At 66.0% G+C, this 13,585-nt stretch carries 12 protein-coding genes and 1 tRNA gene; 6 read left to right on the plus strand and 7 right to left on the minus strand.

Translation table 11 applies throughout. The features are described 5' to 3' along the window. Positions 1-21: 21 nt before the first annotated feature. From AC3ENJ_RS12320 to AC3ENJ_RS12330, 3 genes are all read right to left on the minus strand, one after another. A tRNA-Thr gene (locus AC3ENJ_RS12320) sits at positions 22-94 on the minus strand. Between the two features lie 86 nt (positions 95-180). Next, positions 181-1,191 (minus strand): LLM class flavin-dependent oxidoreductase, encoded by a 1,011-nt coding sequence (locus tag AC3ENJ_RS12325; RefSeq protein ID WP_431814249.1) that lies wholly within the window; start codon positions 1,189-1,191, stop codon positions 181-183. Between the two features lies 1 nt (position 1,192). Next, a complete protein-coding gene (locus AC3ENJ_RS12330) occupies positions 1,193-2,578 on the minus strand; it encodes an NtaA/DmoA family FMN-dependent monooxygenase (RefSeq protein WP_431814250.1) in 1,386 nt (461 codons plus the stop codon). Between the two features lie 228 nt (positions 2,579-2,806). Here AC3ENJ_RS12330 and AC3ENJ_RS12335 point away from each other — a divergent pair, with 228 nt between their 5' ends. Next, positions 2,807-4,756, plus strand: coding sequence for an FAD/NAD(P)-binding protein (locus AC3ENJ_RS12335; RefSeq protein WP_431814251.1), 1,950 nt, complete (start codon positions 2,807-2,809; stop codon positions 4,754-4,756). Here AC3ENJ_RS12335 and AC3ENJ_RS12340 read toward each other — a convergent pair. The 3 genes from AC3ENJ_RS12340 to tmk are packed head-to-tail and all read right to left on the minus strand — an operon-like array spanning position 4,753 to position 8,110. Further along, positions 4,753-6,330, minus strand: coding sequence for an alpha/beta hydrolase (locus AC3ENJ_RS12340; protein ID WP_431814252.1), 1,578 nt, complete (start codon positions 6,328-6,330; stop codon positions 4,753-4,755). The two genes, AC3ENJ_RS12335 and AC3ENJ_RS12340, sit on opposite strands and share 4 nt — an antisense overlap. A gap of 20 nt (positions 6,331-6,350) precedes the next feature. Next, positions 6,351-7,478, minus strand: a complete 1,128-nt coding sequence (locus AC3ENJ_RS12345; protein ID WP_431814253.1) for a DNA polymerase III subunit delta' — start codon at positions 7,476-7,478, stop codon at positions 6,351-6,353. After that, positions 7,475-8,110, minus strand: coding sequence for a dTMP kinase (gene tmk, locus AC3ENJ_RS12350; protein WP_190782486.1), 636 nt, complete (start codon positions 8,108-8,110; stop codon positions 7,475-7,477). Before tmk ends, AC3ENJ_RS12345 begins: the two co-directional genes overlap by 4 nt. 94 nt (positions 8,111-8,204) lie before the next feature. On the opposite strand from tmk, the gene AC3ENJ_RS12355 reads away from it, so the two are divergent. From AC3ENJ_RS12355 to AC3ENJ_RS12365, 3 genes are all read left to right on the plus strand, one after another. Beyond that, positions 8,205-9,335: a trans-sulfuration enzyme family protein gene (locus AC3ENJ_RS12355; protein WP_431814254.1), complete on the plus strand. Its 1,131-nt coding sequence runs from the start codon at positions 8,205-8,207 to the stop codon at positions 9,333-9,335. Positions 9,336-9,345: 10 nt separating this feature from the next. Next, the gene (locus AC3ENJ_RS12360) at positions 9,346-9,696 is read left to right on the plus strand and encodes a DUF2516 family protein (RefSeq protein WP_190808093.1); all 351 of its coding nucleotides are present in this window, start codon (positions 9,346-9,348) and stop codon (positions 9,694-9,696) included. Between the two features lie 160 nt (positions 9,697-9,856). After that, the gene (locus tag AC3ENJ_RS12365; RefSeq protein ID WP_190782489.1) at positions 9,857-10,615 is read left to right on the plus strand and encodes a phosphoglyceromutase; all 759 of its coding nucleotides are present in this window, start codon (positions 9,857-9,859) and stop codon (positions 10,613-10,615) included. Positions 10,616-10,751: 136 nt separating this feature from the next. Here the strand turns inward: AC3ENJ_RS12365 and phoU are convergent, their stop codons facing one another. Beyond that, entirely contained in the window at positions 10,752-11,450 is a 699-nt protein-coding gene (gene phoU, locus AC3ENJ_RS12370; RefSeq protein ID WP_190782490.1) for a phosphate signaling complex protein PhoU, read from the minus strand. Positions 11,451-11,684: 234 nt separating this feature from the next. Between phoU and AC3ENJ_RS12375 the strand changes: the two genes are divergently transcribed. Both AC3ENJ_RS12375 and AC3ENJ_RS12380 read left to right on the plus strand, forming a co-directional pair. Beyond that, positions 11,685-12,872, plus strand: coding sequence for a sensor histidine kinase (locus AC3ENJ_RS12375; RefSeq protein WP_223842218.1), 1,188 nt, complete (start codon positions 11,685-11,687; stop codon positions 12,870-12,872). Then, entirely contained in the window at positions 12,869-13,549 is a 681-nt protein-coding gene (locus AC3ENJ_RS12380; RefSeq protein WP_190782492.1) for a winged helix-turn-helix domain-containing protein, read from the plus strand. The genes AC3ENJ_RS12375 and AC3ENJ_RS12380 overlap by 4 nt, the downstream gene beginning before the upstream one ends. The last annotated feature ends 36 nt before the right edge of the window (positions 13,550-13,585 follow it).

Here is a 13,585-nt window from a genome sequence, read left to right on the forward strand (position 1 = left end):
GGGGGGTTTCCTCTCGTTCGGAGCCACCTGCCGGAATCGAACCGGCGACCTATTCTTTACGAGGGAATTGCTCTACCGACTGAGCTAAGGTGGCGCAGCAGAACCGAGCATGGTTCAGATGCACCCAAGACAGTAGCAGAAAACGCCGCTCGGGCTACAATCGGCGGGGCCCTGGCTCCCTCAGTCGTGTGCGTAGCGGTTCTGGGCCGGTGGCAGTCCCAGGCGCTCGCGCAGGGTGGGAACGTCCGTGGGTGCCGCGTCAGTGCCGACCAGCTCCGGAACCGCCCCGGCGGCGGCGCGCACGGCCAATTCCACGTCGTAGGGCCCGGTGTCCAGCACCACGCCACTCACGCCGACCTGAACCCAGCTCGCCACGAGTTCCGGATCGAGGGCGTCCGAGTCCGCGTCGATCACCACGAACACGCGGGCGGACGGGTTCCACTCGAGAACCGTGAGAGTGTCGGGACCCACGGACTCCACGGGGACCAATACGGCGTCCGCGTGCTCCACTGCGGCGCGCAGATACTCGAGGCGAACGTCCGCGGTGCGTTCCACGAAGACCGGAAGGTGTCCCTGCGTGGGGCGGGGAACGATCGACGGCCCCTTCACGGTGAACTCCTCACCCGCGGAATCGGTTCCGCTGAAGTCCACGTAGTGCAGCTTGGAGCGGTTCACGAACCGGCCGGTGGCCCGGTCACGGATCTCCGCATCCGCTTCCCAGGAGTCCCACAACCTGCGGACCACGTCGATGACGTCCGCGGTTTCCGCCCAGGCGGCCTCCGGGGAAGGTGCGGCGCGTCGACCCACGTTGGCGGCGGCGTCGGCGCCCAGCGAGGGGGCGAAGACGACACCGGCGCGGCCATGTGTGGCCCAATCCAAGGATGCGCTCTCGGTGCCCATGAGGAACGGCTCGGTGTGGGTCGTGCGCAGGGTGGGGGCCAGACCCACGGAGGTGGTCTGGGGACCCAACCACGCGGCGGTTTGCAACGCGGACAACCGGCCCGCCGCGGGGCCTGAGGCGGGCGCGGTGGCCAGCTCGTCATCGAGTAGTACGAACGCGGCGCCGGCGGTCTCCGCGTCGCGGGCGGCCTGCCGAACGGCGGCACCGGAGAAGTACTCCGTGGGCGCCACACGGTCGATTCCCGGCCGGGGTGTGATGCGCGCGGCGATCACGAACGTGGGGGTGCTCATATCAGGCCTCCTGAGCGTTGGTAGCTGCGGCGCGGGCGGTGGAGCGTGCGCGCGACCATTCGGTGGCCGGACGGTAGCCGCCCAGCTCCATGGTGGTGCGCAGCGTGGGGCCCTCCTCCGCATAGGAATCGGGGTACACACCCATTTCCTGCAACCGGGGGACCACGGAGTCCACGAATTCATCGAGGCCACCCGGCACCACGGTGGGGATCAGGATGAAACCGTCCGCGGCCCGCTCCTGGATGTACTGGTTCATCTGCCGGGCCACGGTGTCCGCCGAACCGACGAAGGCGACACCGGGAGCTTCCCGCACCACCAGGTCGCGGATGGACAGGTTCTCGGCCCGAGCGATCTCGCGCCAGCGCTGGGCCGTGGCCACGGGGTCCTTGACGTGCTTGACGCGACCCTGGGAGACCTCGGGCCCGTCCAGCACGGGGTCGAAGTCGGGAAGTGGGCCCTCCGGATCGAACGCTGAGAGGTCCGTGTTCCACACGCGTTCCAGGGTGGCGATCGCGGTGGCACCGGAGTGCTGGGCGTACGCCTGCTCCCGGGCGCGCTCGGCGGCGTCGGCGTCCGTGTCACCCAGGACGTAGGAGACGCCCGGGTAGATGCGCAGGTCGTCCTCGGCGCGGTTGTACTTGGCGAGGCGGCCCTTGGTGTCCTTGTAGAAGGCCTTGCCGTCCTCCAACTCGGAGTGGCGCGTGAAGATCACGTCCGCGGAACCTGCGGCGAACTCACGGCCCGAATCCGAATCCCCGGCCTGGAAGATCACCGGGTGCACCTGAGGACTGCGGGGTACATCGAAACGACCGGAAATATCGAAGAAGTCGCTGCGGTGTTCGTACGCGCCCGCGGTCTCGTCCGCGTTCTGTGCGGAGGCCGGCCAGGACTCCCACAACTGCCGGGCGGTGTCGATGAAATCCTCGGCGCGTTGGTAGCGCTGGGGGTAGGGGAGGTAGCCGCCGCGGCGGAAGTTCTCACCCGTGAATGCATCGGGGCTGGTCACTACGTTCCACGCGGCACGGCCGCCGGAAAGGTGATCCAGGGTCGCGAATTGCCGCGCCAGCTCGTACGGCTCATGGAAGGTGGCGGTCAGCGTTCCGGCCAGACCGATGCGCTCGGTGGCCGCGGCCACGGCCGAGAGCACCGTGAGGGTGTCCGGGCGGCCCATGACATCGAGGTCATAGATCTTGCCGTTCATCTCACGCAGCCGCAGGCCCTCGGCCAGGAACAAGAAGTCCATGAGACCGCGCTCGGCGGTCTGCGCCATGCGAATGAACGAATCCACCGCAATGTGACTTTCACTGCGCGGATCCGACCAGATCGTGGTGTTGTTGACGCCCGGAAAATGCGCCGCCAGGTGAACTCTGCGCGGTGAGCTGCTCATGACCTACCTTCTGTCGACAACGGTCCCGGGCGCGGCTGAGCGCCCGGGCACTCTTATCCATGGTGCCGCCGCCACCGCGGTCGATTCCAGCCGGCTGACTTGATTCTTCACATGCTGTCACAGTGCGTCACACCGACCTGCGCCCTCACTGCACACGGCGATAGCCTGAAGGATACTGTCCGCAGTGCCCGCCCGTATGGGGAGCACGCAACGTTCTGGAGGTCACCGGTGGACTCACGCAGCGTCACGTTCGTGGGCGGGGGTCCGCGTGCGGCCATGCTCTTGGAGCGCATCACCGCCAATTATCCGCACGACGCCGCGCCACTCACCGTCCACGTAGTGGAACCGTTCGAGCCGGGATCGGGTCGGATCTGGCGTTTCGACCAGTCACCCCTGTTGAAACTCAACTCGATGGCGCAGGACATCACCATGTTCACTGACCAGTCCGTGCAGTGCGCGGGCCCCGCGCGTGAGGGGCCCACACTGCTGGAGTGGTGCCGGGCTGTGCTCGCGGGGGAGATCACCGACCACGGGATCACCGCCCCCGACATCATGGCCCAGGTGCGTGAGCTGGGCCCGGAGAGCTTTCCCACCAGGCAACTGCAATCGTTTTATCTGGGCTGGTTCTACCGCCTGACCGTTGCACAGGCGGCCGCGAACGTGCGCGTGGAAACCCACCGGGCCACGGTCACTGCCGTGACGGACACCGAGCTCGGGCACACCGTGACCCTGGATTCGGGTGAGACGATCACCTCGGACGCCGTGGTCTACACCGTGGGCCACACGGACAGCATAGGCTCCAACACCCAACTGACCCGCGAACGCACGGCACGTGCCCGCGGGGGTTTCTACGCCCCGCCCGCCTACACCAACGACGTCGACTACTCGCCCGTGCGCGCGGGGGACCGCGTGATCGTGACCGGTATGGGGTTGGCCTTCATCGACCTCATGGTGCTGCTGTACGAGGGCCGCGGGGGCCGCTTCCAGATCTCCGGGGAGCGGGTGGACGGACAAGCCCGCGAAGGGATTCGCGACGGCGGTCCACTCACCTACGTGGCGTGCGGCCGGGAACCCCGGCTCTTCGTGGGATCCCGCCACGGGGTTCCGTACCACAGCAAGATCACCTCGGTGCTCTCCGCTGATCCTGAGCCCCTGCGCTTCATCACCACGGACACCGTGAGCCGGTTATTGGAGCAGCACAGCACCCTCAACTTCCACGAGCACTTATGGCCGCTCATCAACCAGGAACTCGGTTACCACGTGTACCGGGAGCTGATCGTGGGGCACCCCGAACGCGCGCGGATGAGCTGGGAGGAGTTCGCACCCGCCTACCGCGCGGCCTCCTGGGGCAGTAACGAGCTGCAGCGGCTCGTGCGCACCGCCATCCCCGATTCCCTTTATCGCGTTGACCTGGCGTCGATCGATCGGCCCTTCGAGGACATGTTCTTCGAGGACCCCCAGCAGGTCCAGGACGCCCTGGTGCGCTACATCGAGCGTGACCTGGCCCTGCGGACCCATCCGGATCATTCCGAGACCCAAGCGCTCTTCCTGGCACTCCTACGCACCTACATGGAAGTGGGCCGGCTGGTCCCTCTCGAGCACCTGGACGACGAATCCCAGCGACTCGTCCCGGGATGGTGGCACGGCTTCTTCAGCTTTGTGGACTCGGGCCCGCCCGCTCATCGCCTGCAAGAGCTGCTGGCCCTGCACCGAGCGGGTTTCATCTCGTTCCTGGGCCCCGATGTGGAGGTCACCACGGCACACCAGGACGCGCCCGAGGGAACTCCGGCGTTCAGGGCGCGCTCGCGGGCCGGCGGTGCGGATGTCTCCGCAAACAGCTGGATCGAAGCGCGATTGCCCGCGCCCACGGTGGTCTCGTCCGCTGATCCGGCGCTGCACCACGTGCATTCCAGCGGTGCGGGAGTCGAGCAGAACTTCGAAACCGATGACGGCGCCACTGTCAGTACCGGCAAGCTCGTGGTTGACTCCACTGCCCAGGTGGTGGATCGTACCGGAGCCGTGCAGCCCGGGGTGTTCGCGGCGGGGAACTTCACCTCCGCCTGGAATGTGGGCGCGTTCGCACGCCCGAACGCCAACTCCGCCCCTTTCAGGCAGTGCGATGAGCTGGCCCGCACCGTGCTGGGCGCCCTGGGGCTACCGGTGGTACCGGAGAGCTAACCGCACGTGGTGCCCTGCTCCGGTACGGCGCCCGAGACCAGGTAGTTGTCCACGGTGTCCTTGATGCACGAGTTCCCGGACACGTACGCGGTGTGACCCCAGCCCTCATGGGTCAGAAGTCGCGCATTGCCAAGTTCCGCCACGAGCGACTCCGACCACGCGTAGGGGGTGGCGGGGTCGTGGGTCGTGCCCACCACCAAAAGTGTCTGATCGGTGTCCGCCGTATAGGATTCGAGGGGCTCCACGGGCTCGTCCGGCCAGCCCTGGCATGCGGCGTCACCGTAGCTGAGATACGGCCCGAAGGTGGGAGCCTCCTGGGTCATGGTCTCTGCGGCTCGCGCCATGTCCTGATCGGAAATCTCACGCGAGACGGTGTCCAGGCAATTGACGGCCGTGAAAGCCTCGGACACGTTCGAGGTGTACTCGCCGGAGGAGTTCCGGCCGTGGTTGGAGTCCGAGTAGTCCATGAGCTCGTCGAAGTCCCCGTCGAAGGCCTTCTCGAGTGCGGAGTTCAACTGCGAATAGGAGGCCGTGGAGTACAGGGGGACCAGAATGCCCTCCACCGCGTTCACGGCGGTGATCCGGCGCCCGTCGGACACGGTGATGTTCTCCTCGGACACCTTGGCCAGGAGATCCTGGATCTGCGCCATGCCGTCAGCCACGCCGTTCTGACCCACGGCACAACGGTTGTTCGAATCTTGGCAGTCCTGGACCCAGTGACGTAGGTTGTCCTCGAAACCCTTGGCCTGGTCCAGCGTCACAGCCCGTTCGTCCATGGTGGGGTCCACGCCGCCGTCCAGAACGACGCGCCCCGTGCGCTGGGAGAACAAGCGCGCATAGGTGGCCCCGATCTCGGTGCCGTAGGAGAAACCCAGGTAGTGGGTGGCCGGCTGGTCGAAGACCGCGCGCATCACGTCCAGGTCCTTGGCCACGGACTGGGTATCCATGTGGGCCACCACCGGGGACGAGTTCTCGTGGCACTTGGCTCCGATCGCCGCGTACGTGGCCCGCATGTCATCCAGCGTTTCGGTGCCGGGTTCGAACGCGGGCTCTGCTCGCCACTCGTCCATTTCTTGGTCGGTGAGGCAGTCAATGCCGTCCGAGCGCTCCACGCCGCGGGGATCGAAACCCACGATGTCGTAGTTGTCCCGTACCGATTCCGAGGCGAAGAAACTGGCGGACAGCACCATGTCCACCCCGGACCCGCCGGGACCTCCGGGGTTCAGGAACAGGGTGCCCTGGGGGTCGTTCTCGGAGGAGGACAACCGGGAGACCTCCACGAACGTGTCTCCGGCGTCGGGATTCGCGTAGTCCACGGGAACGCTCACGCGGGCGCAGTCAAGGTTCTTGGCGGCGTCCTGATCCTCTTGGGGGTAGTCGCAATCACCCCATGAGAGCTCCTGGGTGTAGTACGCGGCCAACGCGGAATCGGTGCCCGCGGTGACGTCCGGATCGGCCTGGGACGTTGCCCCCGGTCCGGAGTCTTGAGTGGACTGCGGGCTGCAGCCGGTCAGCGCCAGAGCTGCCACGACAAGGGTGGCGGCCACAGAACGGGCCGTGGGAGTACGAGTCACAAGATTCCCTTCGGTGCCGCTCACACGAGCGAGACCATCATGGCTTCGAAGGCCAGTTGCGCACTGACGTTGGTGCGGATCCGGTCCCTGGTCTCACTGATCACATCAATGCGTTCCAGGGTCTGTTCCGCGGCGCTGTTGACGGCGTAGTCCTGGATGTCACGCGTGAGGTGCTGGTTGATCAATTCGGTTCCGGTGTGCAGCTGCACGCTGAGCACATCGCGGTAGAACGTGGTCAGGTCGATCAGGAAGCGGTCCAGGGTGTCCGTCTGAATCCGGCGGGAGCGCCGTTTTTGATCCGCTTCCAAGCGGTTGAGCGCACCGCGGATCGCGGGCGGCATCCGACCGGATTCGGGTGCGCCGAGGGCCACGAGCAACTGCGCGCGTTCCTCGTCATTACGGGCCTCCGCGTTCGCGGCGGACTCGTCCACCGCGAGCCGGTGCAGCCGGTCTGCCGCGCGGACGGCCTGGGTCACACCGCGCATGTTCAACGGCAGGGACACCACTTCTTGGCGGCGTGTGCGGGCGTCATCGTAAAGGGCCAGGCGGGTGGCGATTCCCACGTGGCACTGAGCCAGCCGTGCGCATTCAAAGGCGCGTTCCTGACTCACGCTGTGCCGACTGACGAGCAGCTGGGCCACGTCCCGGGCCGACGGGACCTTCAGGGTGACGGGGCGGCACCGCGAACGGATGGTCACCAGCACATCCATCGGGGAGGGCGCGCACAGCAACCAAATGGTGTGCGGCGGGGGCTCTTCGATGGCCTTGAGCATCACATTGGAGGTGCGCTCGGTCATCCGGTCAGCGTCCTCCACGATCATCACGCGCCACTGACCCACCGACGGGCGATCCTGGGCCTTGACCACGAGCTCGCGGGCTTCCTCGATGCTGATCTGGGGGTTTTCCGTGACGAAGTGCATGACGTCCGCGTGCGAACCCGCAAAGGCCGTGCGGCACGCGTGGCACTCACCGCAGCCGGTGCCGCGTTCGCACAACAGTGCCGCGGCCAGTGCTCGCGCGGCGGTGGAACGGCCAGAACCCGGCGGGCCGGTGAACAGCCAGGCGTGAGTGGGGTTGTTGTCCCGGGCAGCGCGTTCGAGCTGTTCCACCACGTGATGCTGCCCCACGAGCTGATCCCACACGGTCATGGCAGCACCTCCGTAAGACGGCTGAGAATCTGGTCGGTGATGGCCTGAGCGGGTTGATCCGCACTCAACACCAGGTACCGCTCCGGAGCGGCGGCGGCGAGTTCACGGAAGGCCTGATTGACCACCGTGTGGAAGTCACGGTCCTCGCCCTCCATGCGATCGGCCACGCGGCCGCGGCCGGTGCGGCGACTCTCGGCCACGGAGGTCTCCACATCCAGCAACACGGTCAGATCGGGCGTCAAACCCCGCAGCGCCCACTCATTGAGTTTCTGTACATTACCCAGCCCCAGGCCGCGGGCGGCTCCCTGGTACGCCACGGAGGAGTCCACGAACCGGTCGGAAATCACCACCTCACCGCGCTCGATGGCGGGGCGGATGAACCGGTTGACGTGATCCGCACGGGCGGAGGCGAACAACAGGGCCTCCGTGTGGGGATCCACCGGCGCATGGGCGGGATCGAGCACGAGCCCGCGCACGGATTCGGCCAGCGGAGTGCCTCCGGGCTCGCGGGTGCGGGCCACGGTGCGCCCTTGGGATTCGAGGGCGCGCGCCACCGCCCGGACCTGGGTGGATTTCCCGGCCCCGTCCCCGCCTTCGAAGACGAGCAGTGCACCGCGCGCAGTCTCATTCACGCGCTCAACTGTACCGAGTGCCACCGACAGGCTGGGCGCCCACCTGCCCGAGTGCAGTGCGCACCGCACGGCGCTCGCGCATTACCCTGGAACCATGCGTAAAGACACCGTGGCCGTTTCCGGCGGCCGGCCCGCCCACGAGCACGACGCTCCCGTGAACCCGTCCGTGGTCCTCACCTCCACCTATCGCGGTGCCGGTGACCTCAATGACCGGGACCGCACCTATGCGAGGTTCACCAACCCCACGTGGGAGGCGTTCGAGGACGTTCTCGCCGATCTCGAGGACGCTCCCGTTCCCGCGCTCTGCTACGCCTCCGGCATGGCCGCCGTCGCGTCCGTGCTGACGCTGGTTCCCGTGGGCGGCACCCTGGTCATGCCTCAGCACTGCTACCAGGGGACCCTCCAGTTGGCGCACCGGCTCGAGGAACGAGGGATTCTCGCCGTGCGCACCGTGGACATCGCCGATACCGACGCCACGATCGCGGCCCTCCAGGGCGCGGACGTCCTGTGGCTGGAAAGCCCCACCAACCCCATGCTCGAGGTGGCGGATCTGCCCACCGTACTTGCCGCGGCTCGCGAGGCCGGCGTGCTCTCCTGCGTGGACAACACGTTCGCGACTCCTCTGCTGCAGCGACCGCTCACCCTCGGTGCGGATCTCGTGGTGCATTCGGTCACCAAGTACCTGGCCGGCCATTCCGACGTCGTTTTGGGCGCCGTGGTCTGCGCCACACCCGAGCTGCGGGCGAACCTCAAGAAACAGCGCTCGCTCGAAGGTGCCATTCCCGGGCCGTTCGAGGCGTGGCTCGCCCTGCGTGGCGTGCGCACGCTGTCCGTGCGGCTCGAACGCTCCATGGCCAGCGCCGCAGAGTTGGCTCGCCGGCTCAGCGAGCACCCCGGGGCCCGCGAGGTTCGGTACCCGGGATTACCGGGCGACCCTGGTCACGAACGCGCCGCGGCGCAGATGGACGGCGGTTTCGGCTCGATCATCTCCGTCGTTCCGCGCGCCGACGTCGCCGCGACGCAGGCGCTCGTGGAAGGTCTTCGCGTATGGACCCCGGCCACGTCCCTGGGCGGCGTGGAATCCTTGGTGGAGCGGCGGCGTCGTCACCACGACGAACCGGACACCGTGCCGGACACCCTGTTGCGGCTGTCCGTGGGAATTGAGAACGTGGATGACTTGTGGGAAGACCTGAAAGCGGGTCTGGACGAACTGGTAGATCGGTAGACTGAACAACGTGACCTCAATCCCCTGGGCCATTGCACTGGCCAGTTACCTGGACTACGCCATCACGCTGGTGGTGGCCGCGCTGAGTCTCATGGCCGCGCTGGACTGCGTGCGCCGTTCCGCGCCACAGTTCGAGCGCGCCTGGAAGCGGACCAAGACCTTCTGGCTGGCGTTGACCGCCGGCGCCGCCGTGGTGAGCATCCTGAGCGCAGCGTTTTCCACCATGTCGCTGATCAGCAGTGGCTATCCGGGCCAGGGGTCACTGATTCTCATGCTGATTGCCGCCACCATTGCCGGGGTCTACCTGGCCGATGTGAAGCCCGCGGTTTCCAGCGAGTCCGGCAACCCCGGTTACTGGTAGGCCATCCAACGGATGCCAGGGGAGCGAGGGCCGGCCACGCGGCCGGGACCGGAATCTCATGGCCGCCACGCCGGAAACTCAACCCGGGACCGGAAAAGCCTTGCGCCGCCACACACGCACAACACGTGCCAACGGCTCACGCGGGTGGAAGAATGAGGCCATGGCTAATGATTCAGCAACACACAAGCTCATTCTCCTGCGCCATGGGCAATCGGAGTGGAACGAGAAGAACCTGTTCACCGGCTGGGTGGATGTGCCGCTGACCGAGAAGGGCAGGGCTGAGGCCAAGCGCGGTGGCGAGTTGATCAAGGACAATGATCTCGCACCGGACGTGGTGCACACTTCGCTGCTGCGCCGGGCCATCAACACGGCCAACATCGCCCTGGACGCCGCAGACCGGCACTGGATCCCCGTCAAGCGTTCGTGGCGCCTGAACGAGCGCCACTACGGCGATCTGCAGGGCAAGGACAAGACGCAGGTACGCGATCAGTACGGTGAGGACCAGTTCATGGTGTGGCGCCGTTCCTACGACACCCCGCCTCCTGTACTTGATGACTCCTCCGAGTTCTCACAGGCCGGCGACCCCCGCTACGCGGACGTGGCGGACCTGCCCCGTACCGAGTGCCTCAAGGACGTACTCGAGCGCTTCCTGCCGTACTGGGAGGAGCAGATCGTCCCGGACCTGAAGGCCGGTAAAACCGTACTGGTGGCCGCGCACGGTAACTCGTTGCGGGCACTCGTGAAGCACCTGGACGATATTTCCGACGAGGACATCGCCGGGTTGAACATCCCCACCGGTATCCCGCTGTACTTTGAGCTGGATCACAACTTCAAGCCGGTCACGATCGGCGGGACGTACCTGGATCCCGAGGCAGCCGCCGAATCGATCAAGGCCGTGGCCAACCAGGGCAAGAAGTAGCTCGTAGTCCCACCGCATGAAGATCGCCTCCACCACGTGGTGGGGGCGATCTTCATGCGGTGTGCCGGTCGGATCGGGAACGCGGCCGCGCGTCACCATCGGGCGAGCGCGGCCGGGTTCTTTCGAACCCCCCCGATTATTCGCCGGTGTCGCTTCCGATGTGACCGTGGCCGGTGGGGTGGGCGTCGGAGACGGGAGCCCAGTCACCGGTGACCAAGTAGGAGACCTTGCGAGCCACGGACACGCAGTGATCACCGATGCGCTCGAGGTAGCGGGAGGCCAGAGTGACGTCCACCGCGGTGGGCACCGAGGAATCCCAATTGGGATCGGCCAGCATGTCGAAGACTCCTTGGTGCTTGTGATTGAGCTCGGACTTGAGGGCGTAGATCTCGTCCGCAACCGTCATGTCGCGGTCCTCCAAGACAGAGATGACCCGTTCGATCAACTGGAGATCGAGATCGAACATCGCCGCGAAGTGATCGTTGAGCGCCTCGGGGAGCACGGGCTCCGGGAATCGCATGCGTGCCAACTGGGACAGGTGGCGAGCCAGATCACCCATGCGTTCGAGCGAGGCGCTCATGCGCAGTGCACCAACGATCATGCGGAGGTCGGAGGCAACGGGGGACTGCAGCGCCAGGATGTCGATGGCGCGCTCGTCCAAGTCGTTCTGGAGGAAGTCGATTCGGGCATCGTTGGAGATGACCTCCTCGGCCACCTGCACGTCCGCTTCGAGGAAAGCGACCTTGGAGCTCTTCAGCGCCTGCTGCACAAGAGTGGCGATCTGAATCAGCTCTTCACCTACCTGGTGAAGTTCAGCCTGAAAAACCTTGCGCACAGAAAGCGTCCTTTCGTTCAGAGCATTCGTTGGTCACGTAGTTTACGCGATACTGCTGCCCAGCCGGCAGCTCGAACCCGGCGGGGCACGATGCATACGCATGAGCGCTCCTACAGTCGCAGGGTCGAATGAACTACGACTCACCCTGAGATGAACGTTGGTTGAACCCGGCGCCCAACGCCCGGAATGCGCGCTGAGCACTCGATCCGTCCGTCTAAGCTGGGCAGGGTGAGCATGACCTCCGTTGCCCTCCTCGCGGGCTTTGTCGGTTTCCTGCTCGGCATCAGTGGATTGATCGCCGTGCGGGTCAGCCAGCGACGCCGCGGTTCCGCGGTGACCGTGGAAGAACCCACCCTGCCTGAGGGGACCGCCGAGATCCTGGCCGCGCTCGGCCTGGCCTACGTGGTGGTCGACGGGGTGGACGGCGTGATCAGGGCGTCACCGGCCGCCTACGCGTACGGGATCGTCCGGGGCCACACCGTGGTTCACCCGGAATTGCTGCAGATGATCAGACGGACCAGGCGCAATGGCGCGGTCGAGGAAAAGCGTTTGGAAATCACGCGCGGCACACTGGAGAAGAGCGCTCTCGTGCTGGACATCCGCGTGGTCACCATTGCGGAGGAGTACATTCTTCTGCTCGCTGACGACGAAACCGATATCGTTCGCGCGCAGTCCATCCGTAACGACTTCGTGGCGAACGTGTCCCACGAGCTCAAAACGCCCGTGGGCGCCATCAGTTTGCTGTCCGAGGCTCTCGCCGACGCCGCCGAGGACCAGAAGGCCGTGCGGCACTTCGCCAACAGCCTGCACAAGGAGGCGGTGCGGTTGACCGCACTGGTCCAGGACATCATCGAGCTGTCCCGGCTGCAGGGCGCCGATGTGGTGTCGAAGGGGACCGTGGTGGACTTGAACACGGTGGTCAGTGAAGCGGTGGATCGCACCCGCCTGGCCGCCGAGGCCAAGGGCATTTCCATCAAGGTGGGGGGCACGATCAAGACCCCGGTGTACGGGGATCCGGACCTCCTTGTGACGGCCACGCGCAATCTCATAGACAACGCCGTGCGGTATTCACCGGAGAACACTCGCGTGGGTGTTGGGCTGCGGGAACGGGACGGCATGGCCCAACTCATGGTCACGGACCAGGGGCCGGGTATACCCGACGCAGAGCAGGACCGGATCTTCGAGCGCTTCTACCGTGTGGACGGTGCGCGCTCACGCCAGACCGGTGGCACAGGACTGGGGTTGAGCATTGTCAAACATGTGATGGCCCAGCACGGCGGAGAGGTATCCGTGTGGTCGCAGTCCGGGCGAGGATCCACCTTCACACTGGTGATTCCCCAGGCGGAGGACCTGGACGAACACAACAGCCCGGTGGCCGCCGCCTCTAACGAACGCATGCACCTAGAGAAGGAGCGTAAGTGACCCGCATTCTGATGGTCGAGGACGAAGAGTCTCTCAGCGATCCCCTGGCGTATTTGCTGGGCAAAGAGGGCTTCGAAGTGACCGTGGTGGCAGACGGCCTCACGGCGGTCAGCGAGTTCGATCGGTCCGGAGCGGATCTTGTCCTCCTGGACCTGATGCTGCCCGGGCAATCGGGCACGGAGGTCTGCAAGCAGATCCGTCAGCGGTCCACCGTTCCCATCATCATGCTCACCGCCAAGGACGCCGAGATCGACAAGGTCCTGGGACTCGAACTGGGCGCGGACGATTACGTGACCAAACCGTATTCCGCCCGCGAACTCGTGGCTCGGATCCGGGCCGTGCTGCGACGTCGGGCGGAACCCGACGAGCTGATCACCGCGACCGTCGCTGCGGGCCCGGTCCGCATGGACGTGGAGCGCCACGTGGTGAGCGTTGCCGGTGAGGCCGTGACCATGCCGCTCAAGGAGTTCGAGCTCCTGGAGATGTTGCTCCGCAACGCGGGTCGGGTGTTGACCCGCGGGCAGCTCATCGACAGGGTCTGGGGATCCGACTACGTGGGTGACACCAAGACCCTGGACGTGCACATCAAGCGTTTGCGTTCCAAGGTCGAACCGGATCCTTCGCAGCCCCGTCACATCGTGACGGTGCGTGGTTTGGGATACAAGTTCGAGGCCTGAGAAGGGTCTGACACGGTGTGAGGGCCTCATCCCGGC

The organism is Kocuria sp. cx-455, assembly GCF_057707085.1.

What these genes read in the sequence shown, in the direction of transcription:
- AC3ENJ_RS12325 (WP_431814249.1), bottom strand. Translation starts at nt 1,191, where the DNA reads ATGAGCACCCCCACGTTCGTGATCGCCGCGCGCATCACACCCCGGCCG.
- AC3ENJ_RS12345 (WP_431814253.1), bottom strand. Translation starts at nt 7,478, where the DNA reads ATGACCGTGTGGGATCAGCTCGTGGGGCAGCATCACGTGGTGGAACAG.
- AC3ENJ_RS12375 (WP_223842218.1), top strand. Translation starts at nt 11,685, where the DNA reads ATGACCTCCGTTGCCCTCCTCGCGGGCTTTGTCGGTTTCCTGCTCGGC.
- AC3ENJ_RS12355 (WP_431814254.1), top strand. Translation starts at nt 8,205, where the DNA reads ATGCGTAAAGACACCGTGGCCGTTTCCGGCGGCCGGCCCGCCCACGAG.
- AC3ENJ_RS12365 (WP_190782489.1), top strand. Translation starts at nt 9,857, where the DNA reads ATGGCTAATGATTCAGCAACACACAAGCTCATTCTCCTGCGCCATGGG.
- AC3ENJ_RS12330 (WP_431814250.1), bottom strand. Translation starts at nt 2,578, where the DNA reads ATGAGCAGCTCACCGCGCAGAGTTCACCTGGCGGCGCATTTTCCGGGC.